The sequence below is a fragment of the Nostoc sp. genome (assembly GCF_036916985.1).
Classification (GTDB): Bacteria; Cyanobacteriota; Cyanobacteriia; order Cyanobacteriales; family Nostocaceae; genus Nostoc.
Genome location: NZ_JBALFD010000018.1, coordinates 150,608 through 172,799, shown reverse-complemented (window position 1 = coordinate 172,799; position 22,192 = coordinate 150,608). Strand labels below are relative to the sequence as shown.

Here is a 22,192-nt window from a genome sequence, read left to right as displayed (position 1 = left end):
GAATGAGTCCATCTTACTAAATTAGCCGATTGGCTAAAGATTGAAATATTTTATCAACATTACTGCCAGTTTTAGCTGAAATTATGTATGTGTCTAATATATTAGCTTGATCGGTGAATTGATACATTTGACGAATTTTCTCTAAATATTCGGTTGACTTGTAAACGAGATGGCTCAATACCTAATTTAATTAGTGCTTGTTGTACAGCTTTTGCTCGCGCCAGCGCTAATTTTTGAGATTTGTTCACAGTATGGTCATAACTATAACCCAATACAGTTCAGTTAAGCATTTTTTTCTTCTCTCTGTTTCCTCTGCGTCTCTGTGGTAGCCTGCGGCAAGCCGCTCCGCGTCTACGTTAAAAAAATTGGCTTTGATAAAGAGTTTTAGCCTTAACCCAAGCGTATTGAACTATAAGCTATATTTTTTAAATGTTTATTTGGATGCTGATTTAGAAAAAACTTGACCTGTTGAACTTATGCTGTAGATCCGTTTTCATTAAACTCGCTGAGTCGGGTTGAAAGTAAAATCGAATTTCAATCTGTGGGGGTTGCACTCACACCAAATACTGCTCGGGTTTTGCATTTTTAACTCGGAATTGGGTTTTGGGAAAAGGTTAAAGGTTTTTTCTTTCCCCTTTCCCCTTCACCTTTTCCCCAAAACCCGACAAGTATTGCACTCGCACCGCACCGCACTAGACACAGATTTTACGCATTATTATTTTTTCATGTTTTGGCGTTACTATTTTTATAGTTCAAGAATTTTTGGATGTGTTTAACAAAGTCTTCTAACTCTAAGATTAAGTTACTAGTACCTCGACGCTCTTGGTTATAAGCTAGTTGTTCTAATTTTTCTGCTGCTAGATGCATGGTTGTAACTCCCATATTGGCACTAGCACCTTTAATTTGATGGGTTTCTTGTGCTATTTGCTCAAAGTTATGAGTTGCGATCGCTATTTTAATTAACTCTAGACGAGGTTGAATATCTTCAACAAATATTTGCAGTAGTTCTAATTCAAATTCTGGATTATTTTCTGAGAGTTGATGTAAGCGTTCCCAATCAATTAGGAGGTCAACTGAATCGATATCTGTTGTAGAAACTGTCTGCTCTTTGACAGATGTTTCTTTTACCATGAATATCAGACTTCCCCAACGCTGTAGCGCCGCAGCCAATTTTTCTTTAATTACTGGCTTGCTCAGATAGTCGTCCATGCCGGCATCTAGACACATTTGTTGGTCTTCTTTCATGGCATTAGCTGTCATCGCAATTACCACAGGACGGCGACCACTGACGAAGCTGCTTTCTTGCCAACGATGAATTTCTTTTGTCGTTTCTAAACCGTCGAGAACTGGCATTTGGCAATCCATCAGAATTAAATCGTAGGGAATTTGTTTTAATAACTGCAAAACTTCTTTGCCATTGCCAGCAACATCAGCACTATAACCAAGGCTTTGGAGTTGCTTCAAAGCAACTTTTTGATTCACCAAATTATCTTCGGCTAAGAGAATTCTTAATTTATGAGAATTAGGAGCCAGGAGTCGGGGGTTAGGAGAATGATAGTTACTCTTGTTCTCAGAATTTTTCAGTTTGAAATCCTGAATTCTGCCTTCTATCTCCTTTTCTTCTAGCTGCCTTCCTAAGATAGTTATGATGGTATCGAGGAGTCGGGATGGCTTAATAGGTTTGACTAAATAAGCCGCAAATCCTATTTTTAGCGATCGCTGGATTTCATCGCGTTGATTAGTAGAGGTAAGCATAATCAAAGGTAGCCCAGCGATCGCGAGATTTGCCTTAATTTGTTCTCCTAGAGTCATGCCATCTATTTCTGGCATCTGCATATCAATCACAGCAATGTCATAGGGATTTTTTCGCTTGGCAGCCTCATGAATAGCTTTAAGACCAGTAGTAGCCGAAGCCGCCTGATCTACCAGCATCCCCCAACGGGTAGCTTGATGGTGAATGATTTTACGATTAGTAGCATTATCATCCACCACTAATAAGCGCCGATTGAGCAAAAGTTCGGGATCGACTTCTGAGGAAATAGGGTAAAGTTGCTTGGCGAGAGTCACTTCAAACCAAAATTTAGATCCTTTCCCGAATCGACTTTCTACGCCCATTTCTCCTCCCATCAAGTTTACCAGTTGCTTGCAGATGGCTAATCCCAAACCTGTGCCGCCATATTTACGGGTGGTGGAAGCATCTACTTGGGTAAATGGCTTAAAGAGTTTGGATTGGTCTTCAGAGGTAATGCCAAGACCGGTATCTATGACGGCAAAATAAATGGTAGCTGTAGTAGAGGTTTGCGATCGCAATTCTGCTCGTAATACTACCTCTCCATCGCTGGTGAACTTGATCGCATTGCTGATCAGATTCATCAGAATTTGCCGTAGGCGGCCAGCATCGCCTTGGAGGTAGGTAGGGACGTTGGGATAAATTAACGCTGCAATTTCTAATGCTTTATTGTGGGCTGGGGGAGCCAATAATTCCAACACCTCTTCTACACAGGTAGATAAGTCAAAATCTAGAGTTTCTAGTATCATCTCCCCAGCCTCAAGTTTGGACAGATCCAAAATTTCGTTGATTAGACTTAAGAGAGCGTCCCCACTAATGCGAATTGTTTCAATAAAATCCCGTTGCTCTGAGTTTAAGGGAGTTTCTAACATTAAGCCTGTCATCCCCAACACAGCATTCATCGGAGTCCGAATTTCGTGGCTCATATTGGCTAAAAAGGCACTTTTGGTTTGAGAAGCTAATTCAGCTTGTTGTCGGGCAATTTCCAGTTCTCGGCGCTGTTGAGTTTCTGCATTTAACATTTGGGCTTGGGCTAAAGCAATACCTACTTGGTCAGCAATTTGCCGTAAAAGATGAGTTTCAAAGCTAGACCAGTGGCGGGTACTGCTACACTGATGGACAATCAGTAAACCGCAGAGTTCTTCTTTGACAAGCAGGGGTATGACTAAATTAGACTTGACTCCAAATTGTTGCAGTAATTCGATATGGTTTTTTTGGGCTTCAACTATATCTAAGTCAGCAAGCCCCAGATTCCGTTTTTGACGGTACTGCTGTAGATAGTACTGCTGTATGTATTCGGCTTCAAAGTAAGCATCGGTGAACTTTTTCTCTTTGATTGCCAGCCAGCCAGAAACTACTGCCTCAACAAGAGTGGTTCCAGATCCATCTGTTAAAGGTTGATAAATTAAAACGCGATCGCTATGGAGAATTTTTTGGACTTCAGTAACAGTGATTTGGAGAATTTCTTTGATTTGCAAAGACTGACGAATCTTGAGGGTGATTTCAGTAAATAGTTGCGATCGCAAGTTTTGGCGTTGGAGTTCTTCTTCTGCCTGCTTGCGCTCGATAAACTGCCCTACTTGTTCACCAATCGAATTCATGACTTTTGCCAAATTTGGATCAGCTTGCTGGATCTCATGGCTAAAGCAGGTAATGACACCAATGATTTTTTTCCCACTGCGAATCGGAAAACCAAAAGCTCCATGTAGTTCTGCTTGGACAGCGATTTCAGAGCGGATGAAATTCTGATCTTTAACAACATCAGCAATCCATACAGGTTCAACACTAGCCCAGACACGGCCAGGCAGCCCAATTCCTGGGGTAAATGTGGTCTGCCGACTGAGGATATCAAATTCTTGCATTTGCAGCGAAGTTTCATACCATGAATTTGACAGGGACAGTAGATTTGCTCGCCGATCTACCATCCAAAATTCACTTAAATCCCATCCCAAACTTTCGCAGATTCCTTGCAGAATTTGGGGCATGGCTTCGTTGATTGTCGTTGACTCTGCTAAAACGCGAGTTGTAGCATACTCTGCTTTTAGATGCTGTTCAGTTCGTTTGCGTAAGCGCAGTTCCTCAAAGACATCGCTGATATCAATACCTGTGCCAACAACGTATTCAACGTTGCCCTCATAGTCTCGTAAGGTAGTGTTAGCCCAAGAAATCAGCCGCCGACTGCCATCTTTCGTTACCCAATAGTTTTCGTATTTTTTAAGGACTTCACCGATTCGTAACTCCTCAAAAACTGCTCTCACCGGCTCTATCTCTTCAGGAATGAGAAACAGATTCCAGAAACGCCTTCCTTTCACTTCATCAAATGAATAACCAGTGGTTTGTTCACAAGCTTGATTGAAGCGAACGATTTGCCCTTTAGAGTCAAGAACTATAACCAAAGCGCTGGTTGTATCCAGAACTGCTGAGATAAAGTTGCGTTCTTTTTTCAGTGTTTCCTCTGTTAATTTCCGCTCTTTTGCCTCACGATAGATAAAGTAGTAGACTGTAGCCAAAATCAGAAAACTTAGGCTAATTGCGATCGCCTGCATCAAAAGAGTATTGCGGGCACTATTTTTGGTGATTTTTAACTGCTGCTGAAGTTCTTCTGTCTCTTTCTTTTCCATCTCACGAATGATATTGCGGATATCACTCATTAAGTTATTTCCCTGATTTGTATTTATTACCTCCAATGCAGCATCTAATCCTAAATTCTGGCGTAAGTTGATAGTCTTTTTCAGTTCGTTCAGTTTTACTGCAATTAAGGGCTCAAGGGTATTGAGTTGACTCAGTTGCCTAGAATCATCTGCTGTTAATTTTCTTAGCTCCTTAATTTCAGGAGCAAGTTTGGCAATTGCTCTCTGATATGGTTTTAGATATGCATCCTGTTTAGTGAGTATGTAACCGCGTTGTCCCGTTTCCGCATCCTTGATGTTAGAAAGCAGTTCTTGCAAGTTGTTGATTGTCAATTGGGTATTGTTCAACTTCTTACTAGAATGAATTAACACTTGCGTACTTTGATACGAAATCGTGCCAATCAAGACTAAAATTGCCAATGCCAATCCAAACCCGGCGGCAACTTTTTTAAAAAATTCTTTGCGTGTCTTCTGCGCCTGTTTGCGGGCATCACTTGCTAAAACCAAACTTGCTAAACTGCGCCGCATTTCTAGTTGCTTAATTACCTGGCGGCCTAAAATTCGTAGTGCTTCAATTTGTTCTGGAGAGAGGTTTCTTGGTACATGGTCAATTACACAAAGGGTTCCTAGCGCATATCCTTCGGGGTTAGTCAGCGGTACACCCGCATAAAACCGAACATTTGGAGCGGAGGTAACAAACGGGTTTGTCGCAAACCTTTCATCTTCTGTTGCATTAGGCACAACAAAAATTTCAGGCTTCATAATAGCATGGGCGCAGAATGCCACATCTCTGGGTGTTTCTAGAGCATCCAAACCAACTTTTGACTTGAACCACTGACGATTAGTATCAATTAGACTGATTAAGGCAATGGGAGTCCCACAAATATATGAGGCTAAACGGGTAAGGTCGTCAAAGGCAGCTTCCGTTGGAGTATCGAGAATCTTATACTGCAAAAGAGATTCGATTCGCTGTGTTTCGTTATCAGGTAATGGTGCTTTCATTCTTCAGCCTTATACCATTTTGGATTTTAGATTTTGGATTTTAGATTTTGAATTACAGCAGGGAATAGGGAGTAGGGAATAGGGAATAGGGCTAAAAATCTCTTGGTATATGACTTTTAATTAAATTTTGTATCTCATTTATCTAAATATGATGTATTTTTAAGGGCTTGTCTCCTGCCCCCTGCCTCCTGCCCCCTGCCTCCTGCCCCCTGCCTCCTGCCCCCTGCCTCCTGCCCCCTGCCTCCTGCCTCCTGCCTCCTGCCCCCTGCCTCCTGCCCCCTGCCTCCTGCCCCCTGCCTCCTGCCTCCTGCCCCCTGCCTCCTAAAATTTGACCCGCAACTGTCCTGTCAAAGAATCACTACCGTAGGAACTTCCCCCGGTTTCTTGATTGCGGACATTACTAAAGCTATAGCCCAAGTCTGCTTCTATATTGGGCGACAGCTTTACCGTACAGCGTGTTTGATAAGTATTAGCATTGTCAAATTCTCCTTTAAGTCGCTGCCGTCCTAAGTTGGCAGCGAGGCGACAGCGTAAGAAATTAGCAATATCTCCTTCCCAAGCCACCTCACCGTTGTAAACTAGGAAGTCTGGTGGAGAAAAGTAGCCGCTTGTGCGTTCTAAATCGCGATCGAAACTCCAAGTGAATAAGTTAGCTGCCAGAGAAAATTGTCCGAACTTGCGCTCTAATCGGCTAAAAGACTGCACATCAGAATTACCATCGTTGTAGTTACCTAAACGCAATGATGAAAACAAGCTGGTGTTACGGTCAATCTGCCAAAATAAATCAGGCCCAAATCGCCAAGCAGTAATTTGATTTTCTAAAGTTCGGATATTGGATTTATAAGGCCCTTGTTCTAAATTACCTGATAGTACTACCGCCGATAGCAATTGACCTGATGTCGAAACTTGCGGCGGTAAAATGGGAGCCTCTACCTTAGCATTTAGATTGATAGCTGTGGGTAAACGATTGAACATATCAACCCCGGCTGCTGTTTGCAGAGTCACTTGCCCAATTTTTCCTTGCCATCCAACTTGCAAGGGAAAATTGGTAATTGATTCAACACCGCGTTGCCCAAAATAGTTAAAACCTGTCCTAAAAAATATTTTATTGCCATTACTCAATCGAAACTGAATTTTTGGTTCGAGGAAAAAATTAGTTTGGCCAAAGTTGTCTGACTCATAGTGATAATCCGTATCAATACTTTCCAAAACAGCATCCGGTGTTCTTGGTTCTATGGAAGTTTTTGGTGGGCTACTTTCTAAAACAGCATCCGGCTTTCCTGATTCGGTGGAACTTTTTGGCGGGCTGGAATTCTGCGCTGGTTCGGGTAGCGCTGGCGGTAATCGCAAATCAGGATTGAAGTTTTCGGGTGCTGCCATCAAAATGGGTAATCGATAGGGAAGGGGTCTTGAAAGTTCTAAGTCATCAAAGTTCAGTTCTCCCTTAGTAAAGTCAGAAGCTCTGGTGCTAACTCTGACTTCTCTATGAGTTGTAAGCTTTGAGTATTGCTCTACTGACTCAGCACTCAGCACTCGGAACTCAGCACTCTTCATTGTGGTAACTCGCTCAGTCAATTCTGAAAATAATTTCCAGTTTTGATGTGCTTGGGTAGCTTGTAACTTAGCTTCTGATAATATCCAAATACCGATGCTACAAATTAATCCCAATTTAATCTGTAGACATCCCAAAATAAACTCAGTGTAAAAACTAGATCGAGAAACAAAGAAATAAACTCTAAAACTATCTGCCATCGGTTGATACTATAAGTTGTAGATAAAAAACTTGCTGCCAAAGAATTTCCTGGCTGCTAGCTGATATATTTATTGGGCTTGGGATTATGATGCCCACAATAGATGCTTGTTAAGACATGGGAAGGAAAAAAACGCTACTAAACGAAGGGATGATTAGCTCTGACTTTTCACGTCATACGGAAAAGCCCATGAAAATAATGGCAGGCTGACGCCAACGGGAAGGATAATTCTAAGCGCTTGTACTATGCCTGTGTAGTTCGCATCTGAAAGTTGTATGGAGTGCGATCGCACCGCACACAGCACTACACTAGAAAGTAAGATGCTCAGAATAGCCTATGAAAGCCACTACAAGCACTTTCCCTTCTACACTCAAATTGAAAATTGACTTAACTGATGAGCAATTTTTCCAGATGTGTCAGAAAAACCGCGATTATCGATTTGAGCGCACAGCATCAGGGGAATTGTTAATTATGCCACCTACAGGTAGTGATACTGGCAACCGTAACTTTGATATGGTTGTTGAATTAGGAATCTGGAATAAACAGACTCAATTAGGCAAAGGTTTTGACTCTTCGACTGGTTTCACCCTGCCCAATGGTGCAGAGCGTTCTCCTGATGTTTCTTGGGTGAAAATTGAGCGATGGAATGCTTTAACTCCAGAACAACAAGAAAATTTTGCCCCGATTTGTCCTGATTTTGTAGTAGAGTTGCGTTCTCGCACTGATTCTTTGAAAGAATTGCAAGAGAAAATGCAGGAGTATATCGAAAATGGTACTCAATTAGGCTGGTTAATTGACCGTAAAAATAAGCGAGTGGAAATTTATCGTCCAGGTAAAGATATAGAGATATTAGACAATCCTGCTAGTTTATCAGGAGAAAATGTACTACCTGGATTTATCTTAAATTTACAGCAGATTATGTAGCTTTATCGATTAGAATACACATGGCGCATTTCAAAGCGACTTTGTTCCCAAAGTGGTAGCAAAGCCTGTTTACCAGCACTTAACTGAGCTTGTGAAAAAGAAATTTTCCCATTTTCTAGAATCCAAATAAATATCCGAGTTATTAAATCTGCATTTAAACTATTTTCATATTCACAATTATAGATTCTTGTTACTTGCTTATCTAAGCAATCTATCGCATATTTAAAAGTTAAGTTTTTCCAGTCTGTGAAATTACTATAATTTTCTTCTTGCGTATTTTTCCATTCAACTCTCCGTAAATTTCCGATAATATAGTCTATACCTATTATGGAAGAATCTGTATTACGCACTAAATTTGTATAGGCTTGATAATATGGTTGCAAGAGTGAAGCAGCAATATTTTCCACATATATATATAGCCAAGATTGGATGTCATGCAGATAAGGTACTAAATTACTGATATGATCAATTTCCTTAATTAGCGCACGTTCACTTGTGTAATTTGTGATTTTGGCTAGCAATTCAGCTTCAGATAGTTGAGACGTTTCTGAATAATAATTAATGACTTTGGGAATATATTTTTCTAATAACCACTGTTTGGTATACCTAGCCGTCCAGGTTCCTCGTATACCGATATCTTGGTGCCATAAGCTAAATTTTTCTGTCTCAATAGATTGTAAATTAAGATCATTTAGCTCATAGATTATATGAATTTGATTTTGAGGCAATAAAGATAAGTCGCTATCGAATTTTGGAAAAATAAATGTATGATCGCGAATTCCTCGACTCACGCGAATTGATCTATTTTCTCTATGAAATAGATGCCATTCTGACTTACCTTTAGTATAATCAAATTCATTAGCAAACTGCTGCATCAACCCCCATAATTCTTGTCTTACAGAAAAAAGGACAAAACCTCGATTTTCTGAAAGCTTGGCGAATTCAAAATCCCATGTTTCTAAAGCATTTTCAAATTCTATTATTAAACTTTTATATTCTTGGCAAACTTCATCAATACATAAACACAATTCTGTTACTTCTAAGTTCGATAAAATGATTGTTGTTTGACCCAAATTTACTTGAAAAGTATTTTTATCTAACTGTTTCAAAAAACGACGACATCCCCAACATGGCTGGGTGTGCAATCCAGTCATTAATTGACCCAAAATATCTTGATGATTTAAGTGAATTTTTAGATATTTAAAAAGAATACTACTGAACTCTATTTGACAATTACCTTCTCTAAAATCTTTGGGTAAATTACAGGCGATCGCAACTTTTGGTTTCACAACGACTAAACGATATCCTTCACGCATTATAGAAGGCTCAAAATCGTATTCTTCTAAAACATCCTGGAAATCTGGATAGCGCCCGATAATTTTCTCTATTAAATTATATCTAGTATGTATTAAACCTGTTGTATGGTCAAAACCTTGTATCCATGTAATGAATTGTTTAATTGATTCTGGAATAGTCATCAGATAATCTACCTACTTGTATAAATTTGCTATGCCTTATTTTGTTCGTGTAATTAGCAATTTATCAAGTCAGTTTGGATTATATCGTGATTATAGATACTAGAATGAAACCATTAGTCTTAGAGCATGTTTGAAAAGTTTTGGGCGAATATAATTCGCTACTACACAAACAAAGTCCGCCTGCGCGGACTAACCAAAAATTGAGGGTTTTAAACCCACGGAGGTGGGTTTTGCCTGTGTAGCCGCGATTTATAATCGCCAAGGCTAGTAATAATTTAAACTTGAACTTGCCAAAACCTATACCAAGAAAAGCTACTTCGCTCGTATTTTGTTAGCAAATATACAGGAAGCACTCTCGGAATTCAATAAAGCCATTCGTCATTAGAAATCGCCCTTTTAACTCAATACGCTTGGGTTTTCGAGACGCGATAAATCGCCGTCAAGACAAGTGTTTTGTTGCTCATTCTGAACTGTATTGCCTTTTAACTTAAATATCAAAAAAATATCAAAATGGCTGATAGCGGATTGAAAAATTAAAGCCATTATCTTGCAGTGAATTACCGCGATCGCTTGTGCCCATCAATGGTATACCATAGTCTGCACGCAATACTAAACCGTTCAAAGGTTGCCAGTTTAAACCCAACCCTAAGCTAGCAATGGTTTGCGGGTCAACATTAATACCGCGATTGTTCCAAGCTGTACCAATATCAAAAAATGGTATTAGCTGTAGTGTTTCCACATTTGATGCTAATGGAATACGAACTTCCATACCTCCAACTACTCCATTGTCAGCGACAAGTTGATTTTGACTATAGCCGCGGACTGTATCTACTCCCCCAATGCTAATTTTTTCTAGTGAAAGTAAGGAATCAGGAGTAAGCTGAGTGTTAACTTTGGCAAGCATCAAAATCCGGGGAGATAGCTTTTGTACCCATTGAAATTGTCCCACCCAAGAGAAAAAACGCCCGTCAGTACCACTATCGTTGATAGTTGGATCAAAAGCATCAATGCCAAAACTAAATTGCGATCGCGCCGCTAAGACACTGTTAGCATTACGTTGTAACCAATCTTGGGAAAAGCGAATTACTGTAACTCTTGATTCCCCATTTTCGGGGCCTTCGGTAAAGGAGAAGGGAATATCATTGAGTATATAGGTTTGACTGCGCCGTAAATCGAATGCAAAACCTAGAGCAAATTCTCTGTTTGGGGTGTGGATTAACGGTTGACGGATATTAAAAGAAAGGGTCTCGGCTTCGCTGCGGATATCTAAGTCACGAAATTCGCTTTCAATAATCCGGCTAGCGCTGTTGCTATAGCGGACACCAATGGTTCCATCTAGGGCGTTAAAGGGAATAGAATAACTGATATTGTAAATGTCTAAACCTTCACTACCAGCATATTCAGCACTGAATTTATCCCCAAACCCTAAGAAATTATCGTGAGCAATAAAAATACTCCCTTGTTCTGAGCCAACGCTAGGGGATTGGTTATTGGCAAAGACTACCCCAGCGTGAAATGGTGGTGATTCGGTAATTGTCACCTGTAAAATATTGTTACCTGGGGTGCTACCTGCGGTTAACTCAGCATTAACTCGTTCAATCACGGGGTCAAGTTGTAATAATTGCAGCGCTTCTTCGAGACGTTTTTGGTTTAAAGGCTTACCTGCTAGCCGTGCAATCCGGGAACGCACGTATGCAGTTTGCAATCTTTCTAACCCTAAAATTGAAATTCCTTCCAGTTCGCCTTCCACAACCTGGATTTGCACGACACCACTAGCAATATTTTGATTGTTGGGAATAAATGCACCACTGGTGATATAGCCATTATCAACATAAAGTTTGGTGATTTGCGATCGCAGTTGTAATAACTGCTCAAATGTGATGTTTTTATTTTCTAGGGGCTGTTTTAACTTGATGATTTCATCTTTTAAAACAGAATAGCCTGTAACTTGAATTTCTTTGACAAAGAACTCTTCACTACTGGGAAAAGTTGTATCGGGTAGATTTTCTTGTGGCAATGATGGGAGTATGGGGACAGTTGGTGTCGGTGGTGTGGGTGAAAGAGTTGGTGTCGGTGATGGTTGGGGTAGAGTTTCTTCAACTTTCCCCGGTGTATTGGGGGGAATTGTGACTCCCGATGGGGGTGTCGATTGGGCAAATACTGCAAGTGGAGTGATGTTGATGCAGGTAAGTAATATGAAAAAAAGCTTTTGAAACCGAAGGTATGAACCCATTGTTGATATATAATGTGTAAGATTTGTAAAAGATAAGGTCTAAATTTTTGCAAGTCACCATTGGGTATCTGAGAGGATCAAATACCCAGATATCCGACTTATGTTTAATAATTAATCTAGCAGGTATGATGTTAATAAATCTTCTAGATTGTGTTCCCAGATTTCAGCCGGGAAGAGGATATTATTATTTAATTAAAATACCATAATAATTTTCTTGATGATTGCATAAAAGTGCAAATCCTCAAGATGCGATTTTTCATGCTTGCAATATATAGTTGCATAAATTGTATGGTGCGATCGCATGATTGTGTGTCTCATTGTGCAGTTTTCTGCACGTTTTCCGAAAGCTAAGTTTTTAATGCCTATTTCTGGTAAGTTAAAAAATAAATCAGGAGTCAGAATTTAGAATACTCTACCCATAAAGGGATAGAGTTTTAAGGCGAGAATATTTAATACTAGTTTCGCCTACTATTCCACTCGCTTTTAACCAATATTCATTAGACCTCTTACAGAATTAATACTGTTAGCGGATAGCTAAGGTTTAGCCCATTCTGACTCCTGAGTTCTGAATTCTTCTTATAAAAGCTATGAAATTACAAAACAAATATCTCAAACGCTTACTTTCTGTACCTTTGCGACTCTACACAAAGCTAATTCATCTCTTCACTCAGCGATACCAAAAACTAAATAATCATCGATTTATTAAAATATTATTTTTAGCAACTATCCTAATTTGTTTATTATTTGGACAAGTTGTATCCGCACAAACGCCAAATGCCACAGTACTCGTTCAACAAGGAATTAAAGACTATAATGCCGGAAATTTCTTTAATGCGATCAAAAATTGGCAAGAGGCATTAAATCAAGATAAAAATAATCCGTCAGCTACGGCGGTTGTAAATGAAAATTTAGCACGTGCTTACCAACAAGTAGGAGAAAATAAAGAAGCGATCGCATCCTTATCAGCAGCAATTCGTGACTATGGTGCTGTCACAAATATCGAGCAAGTGGGACGGATGAAGTCAGAACTAGCCCAAGTTTACAGCAATTTGGGACAACCCCGCAAAGCGATCGCACTTTTGTGTGGTCAACTAGTAGATAAACCAAAAATTTCCGAAAATCAACCAAGTCAGGAAATAAAATGCACTCCAGAAAGTGCTGCACAAATCGCCATCAAATACAATGACAAACGCGGACAGGTTGCAGCTTTAGGCATTCTCGGTGAAGCATATCGCTTAATCGGAAGTTACGACCAAGCAATTTATTATTTAGACGCAGCACCAAAAATTTCACCAGAATATAAATCTTTGGTATTTAATAGTTTAGGCAATGCTTACAAAAGTCGCGGTCAATTACGAGAGTTACAAGCCGATTCTGCAAATAAGGCTAGTATTTTTAGTAAAGAAAAAGAGTTTACTAAAAAGTCTGTAGATGACTACCAAAGAGCCAATAAATATTTTCAGGATAGTATCAAGTTCGCCCGCGATGAAAAACAACCTATAGCAGAGATGCGGGGATTATTAAATTTAATTCAGTTGGGTTCCCAGACAAATAAAAGCAAAATTATTAATAACGAAGAGTTTGATAAAACCCTTAAAGATGCTTTAAAAGTTCTTGAAACTTTGCCAGATTCAGCCACAAAAGTCTATGGGGAAATTGATTTAGCATACTTGCAGCGCGATGCTAAAGGAACTTCACCTTTTACCAACTGTCCAACTCAACTAGTTTTATCTAGTAATATGCAGTTGAACTTGCTGGAAAACTCAATATTAACAAGTAAAAAATTACAAGATAATCATCTAATTTCCTATTCTAATGGTGCTTTGGGTCATTTCTGGGAATGTAGCCCAGATAATGAAAAAGCATTAAAGAATAAAAAAGCATTAAAATATACCCAAGCGGCGATCGTCGCAGCAGATAACAAATTGAGTGCAAAAGATAGCTTGTATTTGTGGGAGTGGCAAGCCGGACGTATTTTAGATCGAGAAAAGCGAAAAGAAGAAGCGATCGCATCTTATCAACGAGCATTTGATACTCTAGAAGATATCCGCAGCGATATTTTGACCGCCGAACGGGATGTACAATTTGACTTCCGCGATGTTGTGCGACCACTATACCAAACATTGGCACAGTCGCGGCTTGATTTGCTAGGAGTTGGGGCAATTGCCGATAAAGAACGTGCGAATGAATTATCCGCAGTAGTTAAAACCATTGATGCTTTAAAATTAGCAGAATTACAAAATTATTTTGGCAATGATTGTATTTTAAGTGCCTTGAATCCTAAACAAGTGGGAGAACTCCTCAAGGATAATAGTGTAGCCTTTCAGAATACTGGGTTTTTGAGTTCGATAATTTTAAAGGGCAAAACCGGGATATTATTGCAGTTACCCAATCAGGCAACTAAATTTAAGTGGATTGAAGACCCCAATCAAGAAGGTACAAACAAAATAGTTAGCAGCGACAAGCTACAGGAAAAGATTGCCGAGTTTCGCACAGGATTAGTTAAAGGACAAGAAGAATTTAACTACGATACAACAACTGCGGCAGAGCTTTATGATTGGATCATTCGCCCAATGCTATCGGATATCAAACCGGAGAAAGTCAAAACCCTAGTATTTATTCAGGATGGGTTTTTGCGTAGTGTACCAATGGCAGCACTTTATGACAGCCAAGAAAAGAAATATTTAGTTGAAACTTACGCAATTGCCACAACTCCCAGTTTACGACTTACCACACCCAAAGCACGCGATCGCAGTACACAAAAAGCGTTAATTTTGGGTTTAACAAAAAAAGCCACAATCGACGGCAAAACTTTTGATGCACTTGTTGCTGTTCCCGATGAAGTGAGTGCAGTTCAAAGTATATTTCCTAATCATACCGACCTGATCGATCAAGACTTTTTCCCCGAAAGTTTTCAGCAAACACTTGACAAAACCACATATCCCATTGTTCACATAGCTAGTCACGCTCAATTTGGGATAATTCCTGAAGATACCTTTATTGTTACAGGCAAAAACCAAAAACTTACCATCAGCCAATTAGAAAACTCACTGCGAAACCTCAACAGTAAATCAGATGGCGTCGAACTACTGACATTGACTGCCTGTGAAACCGCAGTTGGCGATGACCGTGCCACACTAGGATTAGCTGGAGTTGCATTGCAAGTTGGAGTTAAAAGTGCGATCGCATCTTTGTGGAGTGTCACAGATGAATCGACATCAGAACTCGTCAAAACATTTTACACCAACTATCGTAATGCTGGTATGAGTATTGCAGAGGCATTGCAACAAGCCCAAATTAAAATGATTCATCCTAAGAATTTACCACCATCTGAAGAGATGAATCCCAGGTATAATAATCCTGCCTATTGGGCACCAATGATTGCGATCGGTAATTGGCTTTGATGCTAATTACTGTTCGGTTAAGACAAGAGACGCGATGAATCGCCGTCTCTACAATAATCTTTCTTTTGTAGAGACGGCGATTTATCGCGTCTTTGTGATGATTTATCGCATCTCGAAAACCCAAAATTTTTGCCGTAGCCCTTAACCCAAGCGTATTGAGTTATGGTAACGAAAAATGAGAACGACTTGTGTATACCCTCCAGCAAAAAATTACTCATTACTCATTACTCATTACTGACATTCTCGACTCAGTACCAACCCTCCATCAGCAAGTCGATAAAGCCCTTGTGGTTCAACAATTGCATCGCCTTTTTTCCAAGTCCGCGATGTTGCTTCAACATTACGCACCTCACCAGTCGAATAGTTTGAAATTAATCCATCCCCCGGACTATTCCGTAAACCACCAGAACCAGTGATGAAGAATGTACCTTTTTGTTTGGGACTGTGAACAATGCAACTATTAGCAATCAGTGCATTAGTATCGATGACGTTTGGTGATAATCCGGTAAAGCTGTTTTGAATGGAATTGGTATCGGGTGCGTTAATATTTGTTGTACCTGAAACGCCTAATTCCGAACTTGCAGTAATATCGCTTTCTGGAGTTGGTTTTGGACGCGACTCGATACCGAAGATCCCTTGCGAGTTAATTTGGACTTTCCCACCGGAACCAGTATATGCATTGGCGCTGATATCGCTGTTTTCTTTGGGGATGGCGACGATAAATTTAGAATTGATATTGATGTTACCGCCATCGCCACTAGCTTGGCTTCTACCTGCGGTAGTTGAAATAAAAGCGCCATCGCGCAACAGCAATAAATCAGCGATATTGAGGTTTATGTCACCACCATTACCTGCATTCGTTAAAGAAGCGATCGCACTAGCTTTACCAAGAATTTCGATAAAATTAGCCTTAATTCTAATATCTCCAGCGTCACCCGTACCGAGGCTGCTGGATATAATCTGAGCATTATCACTTATATCAAGTTTATTGGTAGTAATATCTATATCACCACCTTTACCGTTAGCACCCTTGTAAACTGATGATGTTATACCAGTTAATAACTCACTATCTGAAGCGCGTAAATCAATTTGCCCGGCATTAATCGTAATATTTCCGGCATTGCCTTGATTGAATGTGGAAGCAGAAATTTGTCCGCCATTGCTGAGGTTTAAGCGTCCTGTTGTCACATCAATGTTGCCCGCAGAACCAATTCCTCCGGTTTGCAAATCGGCAAATAAACCTGATGATGGAAGTGAACCATTTGGTTGTTCTAGTCCAACCCCAGTAATATCAATAGAATTAGTGGCATGAACCACCAAATTACCTCCTTGTCCCCTTCCCTCTAACACTGAGGTTGAGATGTTTCCTCCATTACTCAACCGCAAATTTTCTGTGTCAATCGTTATCGTGCCACTTTTTACATCTGCATTACTTCCCATCACTTGCGAAGATAAGTCACTGATATCAGGAAGACCCTGGAATCGAGACATACCCCCGTCCACTTCTACATTTTTGGCGCGGATAATAATATTCCCGGCATTACCACTGCTTTCAGTGGATGAGGTGTCTATATGTCCTCCTTCAGTTAGGGAGAGTTGAGGCGTTTCTATGATTACATTGCCACCATTCCCTGAGCCAAGAAAAGTGTAACTTGATATATAGCTTCTTTGAGTAAGGGAAAGTCGAGGTGTTTCAATTGTTATATTGCCACTATTGCCTGAACCGGAAGTATTGCTTAATATATCGCTGCCGCTAATATCTACCTGTTCACTAGCTTTAATAAAAATGTTAGCTGCATTTGCATTACTCAAGGTAGTAGTTGAGATATTACTTTTTGGAAAATTATTTTGAACTCGCAAAGTGCCTGTTTCAATCCGCAGATTTCCTGTTGAACCGGAACTGGAGCTAGAGAGTAGTAAATCACCTTGGTTAGTGATATTCACAGCATCTCTAGCTCGCACAGTTAAGTTTCCCGCATTGCCTACACCGCTAGTACCAACCATAGCAAGGCCACCATTGAAGTTAACAGACTCCGTAGCATTAAAAGTAAGATTTCCCCCATTACCTTCACCATAGCTAGATGTAGAGATTTGACTGCTGTTTTCTTGTGTTCCATCTCCGGTAATTGTGATTTTCCCGGTATTGATAGTAACATCACCACCCGCACCAGTATCATCGCTGCTGGAAAAAATTGAACTACGGTTAGCGAGAGTTACTGCATCGCTGGCTTGAATTTGAATATTACCACCCTTTGCTGCACCAGAAGTAGCACTCAAAATTAGAGAGTTATTGTCTAAATTAAATTGAGTGGTATCAACGGAAATCGAACCGCCCTCTACACCAAAGATATGCGAAGCGTTTAGGCCAATTTGTCCGCCAAATAACTCAATTCCACTATTTTCACCTGTAGCAAAAATTATTCCATTTGTTAAGTTGATGGGTGCGCGTTCTACATTTTCTGGTAAATTAAAACCCAATGAGGAGCCATTAACATTTAACCCAACGGTTGTATCTCCACTGACTGCGCCCAATTTTACTTGTCCATTTTGAGTAAACAAAAAACTCCCATCCAAGTTGATTTCACCGCCCATAAGTGCTAGGGTGCTACCAGAGCCAACACTCAACCGACCAACCGCTTGACTAGTAATGCTTCCTGGTTGGGAACCAAACTGCAAGCCAATTGGTACATTGATAGTCAACAACGGTGGTGCTTGGGGATTTGTGGCGCTAAATTCTACCCCATTGGGAAAGACTAAACTATTTGCTGTTGTCCCTAAAAAAGAACCCTGCAAATTCAAACTGGCATTTTTCCCAAACACAATGCCATTGGGATTGAGCAAAAACAAATTCGCATTACCTAATACGCCCAAAGTCCCGAAAATATTTGATGAGTTCTCACCAGTAACGCGAGAAAAAATATTTGTTATCCCCTGTGGATTGGCGAAATAAACCCCTCGACCCTCACCGACGTTAAAATCTTGAAAACTGTGAAATAGGTTAGTGCCACGAGATGCACCGCCTTCGATGCGGTCATTATTTGGATTAAGAGGAATGATCTGCGATCGCTCTTTTCCCAGGCTATTATCAGGAATTAACTGAGCAAAAGTAGGATGAATAGAAACTGCTAATGCTCCCACGCATCCCGCGACGCTAAACCGCAAAATCTTCATAATTTCGATTTCCCTATTTTTTCTGTAGGACTAGATCCCCGACAACTTTTACGAAGTCGGGGATCTAAATCATCAATTTAGCGATCGCTAGCAATTTTCTGGAGGTATTCGATGCGTTGCTGAGTATTTTTTTGTTCTACATCGTTACCTATCAATATTTCGGACTCTGCAAGGTTTTTCACTAAAGTTGCCCCAGCCTGCCCTAGTTTACCATTATCAGTTCCTTTCAATGCTTCTGCCAGTGCTTCATACCACAAATCGTTTTCAGCATAATAATTTACGCTTTCGGGAATGCTAGTAAATTGGTTTTTAGCAAGTGATTGAGGATTTGTGACGGTAAATTCTGCACGTCTAACAATTATGCCGTTTTCGCAGTCAATTGCAATTTGCCATAAATATGTTTTACCCACTGTGAGTTCAGGGTAATCTTGGGGAAGTTCTAGTTTGTTAATCCCGACTATTGTGGATATTTCTTTAACTTTGCCAATTTGTTTAGGGTTGTTGCTTGAATCAAATTCAGCCAATCGGAATCGCACATTTTGGGAACTTGACATATACCAAGCTAACATCGGACGGGTGGAAGCGGTTTTACCAATAAATGTCTGAGGTGCAAGCTGTGTTAGAGGGATATCGCCATTATTTGAACATCCACGAGAACCACCTGCACGGGAATGTCCACTAGCTGGTTTGCGATCGCGTGGTTTAAACTGGGCAAATGCTGGGATTGTAGTCATGAGGAAAACTGCCCCCACAACTAAGCTTGTAAGTCTGTGCTGATTTCGCCAAAATACAAAATTTTGATGACTCATGGTGATGTTGTTGATTGTATGATTATCTAAATAAAACTTTTAATTTTTACACCTTTGCATAAAATTAATCATAAAAATCTCAAATCTGAAATTATTTCATAGGTTTCCAACTAATTTCGCATATAGTCCCGCGAGGAGAAACTGATTCGCGTCGAAACTCTCCTCCTAATTGTTTAGCAACTATTTTGAAATATTTTGTACCTTTGCTTTCTAACTTAGATTTAATTCCTGAACCGTTATCTTTGACCCACAATTTGTATTTATTTTCACTATACACACCTGATGCTTGAATGCGCTTAACTCCTTCGGCGTGTTTACCAACATTACATAAAGCTTCTTCCAAAAACAGACATATTCCCCGTTTATCTTCTATAGTTAAATACTTATCATCAATTGGGTCAAAATTGCGGATTTTAACTTTTAAAGTTTTAAAATGCTCAAAATCTTGACGTTCTAATGTACTAGAATAAACTTCATATAATAAATCATGTAGCGGTCTGTTCAATTCAAGTATTAATCCGCTACCTAAACGCAAGCTTTCTTCTGTGGTTAATGCTTCTAGTTTGAGAAATTCACCAATTTCCCGAATTTCTCGATCGAGTTTTTCAAATTGTCCAACTAGTTGTTCGTAAGGAACATCTTTAGCACGCAGATGCTTTAATCCATAGGCAAGGGTTTGTAAAGGCCCATTATGAATGACGCTAAAAGTGTTTTGAATGGTGTTCTGACGTTCGTTAATTTGCGATCGCAAAAATCTATCATGCTGGTAAAATGCAAAAGCACTCAAACCTACTCCATTGACGGCTAATATCAGAAAACTAGGTGCTACAGGAATCCATACACCCCACACCCACAGCATCACATACCCGCAGGCAAACAGACAAAATACTGCTACACCCACACTCAGTAAATTTCTCCAAACAGATTGGGTAAGCCGTCCGATAAAGATGGGTAAAAAACCCCAAATAAATATCCATGTATACTCTCCGAACTCTCCCCAACTATGCAACATTGTTCGACCATCTATTACACTACTAAGAATTTGACTAATAACATGAGCATGATAGTCAATGCCATAAATTTGACCGCTTAATTTTAAATCAGGCAAAGCAGATGTATAAAAAATATCACCTGCACTCATATTGCGGTTGCCAACTAAGATAATGCGATCGCGCAATAATTCAGCATTAAGTCGACCATTGAGAATATCGCGCATCGACACAACATTAAAAGGTTGCTTCTGGTTGCGGAAGTTCATTAAAATTGACACTCCCCCATCATCAACACTGACGTATCCGCCAAAATTACGGTTAATTCGAGGTAATTCAATCTCACTGAATCTGATTGTATTCGGGTCATTTTTTCCAGTTTGCAACTCAATTCCTGTCGCCTTGAAATACTTAATAACTAACTGTAATGCTAAGGAATATTTATCTTCATTGATATTCTGAGGATTTGGCGTATATAACAAATAGCGTCGATTTTTGCTATCCTCATCATTAGGTAAATCAACAAATCCAACCCTTTCAGGTGGTAAATTCTGGGGTGGTGAAATTTGTCCTGGTTGTAAAACTTTTTCAATGCCAATAATATTAGGATTTGTTCGTAATATCTGCGCTAGTTTTTTACCACCAGGTTCTACAGGCACATTTTTGAAGATATCTAGCCCAATAGCTAGCGGTTTATAAGTTTCCAACTTGGTCAGTAACTCTGCAATCTTCTCATCTGGAATTGGATATTGCTTAACCCATTCAATATCTTTTTCGTCAATACCTACAATTACTACACGTTCATCGAGTTTTTCTACCGGACGCAGACGTAACATGGTATCTAGAAACATCCATTCTAAAGATTGCATTCCTCCAACCATACGTATTAAGATCACCAAAATCAATACTACTATTCCTGGAGGTGCAGCAAGAGACCACAACCCAAATTCTTGGTAAATGCGATTCCAGATTCTCCTTCTCATCTAGTTTTTTTCCGCATTCATTTTCTCTGTATTAATCAATTAAACCTTCTTCACGGGAACGAATTTCGGTTTGGATTCGCATATTTTTACCACCTTGCTTGCAGTCTTCAGGATACACTCCTAAAACATCCTGAATTTTTGTCCAGTAAGTACGTACTGCTCTTTCTGATTTGTACATTTGCTCGGCGATCGCTTTATCTGTTAAACTCTCTTCAAAAGCCAACCGCAATACTTCCAACCATTCTGGTTTGAGTTCTATACTCTTTTTGATATCTTTCGTGTGAGTTCCACCATTAAGCGCCAAATTGAGCCGCATTAGCATTTCATCTTCGGGTAATCCTTTATCTGCGATCGCAAACCCACCCTGATGATTATCAATCTCGTGTTTGATCCGAATTAACGCTTTCACATAACTAGTTTGCACCATGACATTCTGATGAGGATATTCTTGGAGTAAAATTTGCAACAGCTTAATTCCAGTATCAATTTCTGCTGTCTCCCCTTGCTGATCGGGAATTGATAAATCCATCACAATCAAGTGAAACTGGTGAAAATTAAGTTGAGAAAGTGTCTCTTTTCCAGTCTGAGCCTTAATAATAGTAGCTTTGGGATACTCTCGACTTAATACATCAAGAGTACCAGTTAAAATTAATTGATGGTCATCGACAACAAGAATATCCAGTTGTTTTTCCACTGACAAATTTCCATAAAATTGATGTTCTTTGAAACTTATGTTTACCATGTTTTCACTTAAATTCATTCAAATTAAAGTTTCCTTAAGCTTTATAAGAAATCCCGTCCTTTTAGAGGATGATTGAAAAGTTTTGGGCGAATATATTCGCTACTACACAGGCATTGTCCGCCTCCACGAACTAACACAAAATCAAGTTATTCAACCCACGGAGGTGGCTAAAGTTTCGTGTAGCCGCGATTTCTAATCGCTAAGGCTGGTATTAAATTAGACTTTTCAAACAGCCTCTAAGGTGTTTAGCTAATCTTGTATCCTTGATCCTTAACTTCACTTCACTT

General features: G+C 39.7%; 11 protein-coding genes. 2 read left to right on the top strand and 9 right to left on the bottom strand.

Going from position 1 to position 22,192, the window contains the following annotated elements; all coding sequences use genetic code 11:
- Positions 1-16: 16 nt before the first annotated feature.
- The 3 genes from V7L07_RS06735 to V7L07_RS06725 all read right to left on the bottom strand — a co-directional run bounded on the left by V7L07_RS06735 (position 17) and on the right by V7L07_RS06725 (position 7,173).
- A complete protein-coding gene (locus tag V7L07_RS06735) occupies positions 17-178 on the bottom strand; it encodes a hypothetical protein (RefSeq protein ID WP_335056177.1) in 162 nt (53 codons plus the stop codon).
- 545 nt (positions 179-723) lie between these two features.
- Positions 724-5,421: a response regulator gene (locus V7L07_RS06730; RefSeq protein ID WP_335056175.1), complete on the bottom strand. Its 4,698-nt coding sequence runs from the start codon at positions 5,419-5,421 to the stop codon at positions 724-726.
- A gap of 321 nt (positions 5,422-5,742) precedes the next feature.
- Entirely contained in the window at positions 5,743-7,173 is a 1,431-nt protein-coding gene (locus tag V7L07_RS06725; protein ID WP_335056173.1) for a hypothetical protein, read from the bottom strand.
- A gap of 335 nt (positions 7,174-7,508) precedes the next feature.
- Between V7L07_RS06725 and V7L07_RS06720 the strand changes: the two genes are divergently transcribed.
- Entirely contained in the window at positions 7,509-8,096 is a 588-nt protein-coding gene (locus V7L07_RS06720) for a Uma2 family endonuclease (protein ID WP_335056171.1), read from the top strand.
- A 2-nt stretch (positions 8,097-8,098) separates the two neighbouring features.
- Here the strand turns inward: V7L07_RS06720 and V7L07_RS06715 are convergent, their stop codons facing one another.
- Positions 8,099-9,574, bottom strand: a complete 1,476-nt coding sequence (locus tag V7L07_RS06715) for a hypothetical protein (RefSeq protein WP_335056169.1) — start codon at positions 9,572-9,574, stop codon at positions 8,099-8,101.
- Between the two features lie 505 nt (positions 9,575-10,079).
- Complete coding sequence (locus V7L07_RS06710) at positions 10,080-11,807, bottom strand: ShlB/FhaC/HecB family hemolysin secretion/activation protein (protein WP_335056168.1); 1,728 nt, start codon at positions 11,805-11,807, stop codon at positions 10,080-10,082.
- A gap of 587 nt (positions 11,808-12,394) precedes the next feature.
- On the opposite strand from V7L07_RS06710, the gene V7L07_RS06705 reads away from it, so the two are divergent.
- Positions 12,395-15,211: a CHAT domain-containing protein gene (locus V7L07_RS06705; RefSeq protein ID WP_335056166.1), complete on the top strand. Its 2,817-nt coding sequence runs from the start codon at positions 12,395-12,397 to the stop codon at positions 15,209-15,211.
- Positions 15,212-15,442: 231 nt separating this feature from the next.
- On the opposite strand, the gene V7L07_RS06700 is transcribed toward V7L07_RS06705, so the two are convergent.
- The 4 genes from V7L07_RS06700 to V7L07_RS06685 all read right to left on the bottom strand — a co-directional run bounded on the left by V7L07_RS06700 (position 15,443) and on the right by V7L07_RS06685 (position 21,905).
- Entirely contained in the window at positions 15,443-18,382 is a 2,940-nt protein-coding gene (locus V7L07_RS06700) for an S-layer family protein (protein ID WP_335056164.1), read from the bottom strand.
- Positions 18,383-18,459: 77 nt separating this feature from the next.
- The gene (locus V7L07_RS06695) at positions 18,460-19,116 is read right to left on the bottom strand and encodes a DUF928 domain-containing protein (RefSeq protein ID WP_335056162.1); all 657 of its coding nucleotides are present in this window, start codon (positions 19,114-19,116) and stop codon (positions 18,460-18,462) included.
- Between the two features lie 166 nt (positions 19,117-19,282).
- A complete protein-coding gene (locus tag V7L07_RS06690; protein ID WP_335056160.1) occupies positions 19,283-21,163 on the bottom strand; it encodes a sensor histidine kinase in 1,881 nt (626 codons plus the stop codon).
- Positions 21,164-21,194: 31 nt separating this feature from the next.
- Complete coding sequence (locus tag V7L07_RS06685) at positions 21,195-21,905, bottom strand: response regulator transcription factor (RefSeq protein ID WP_335056158.1); 711 nt, start codon at positions 21,903-21,905, stop codon at positions 21,195-21,197.
- Between the last annotated feature and the right edge of the window lie 287 nt (positions 21,906-22,192).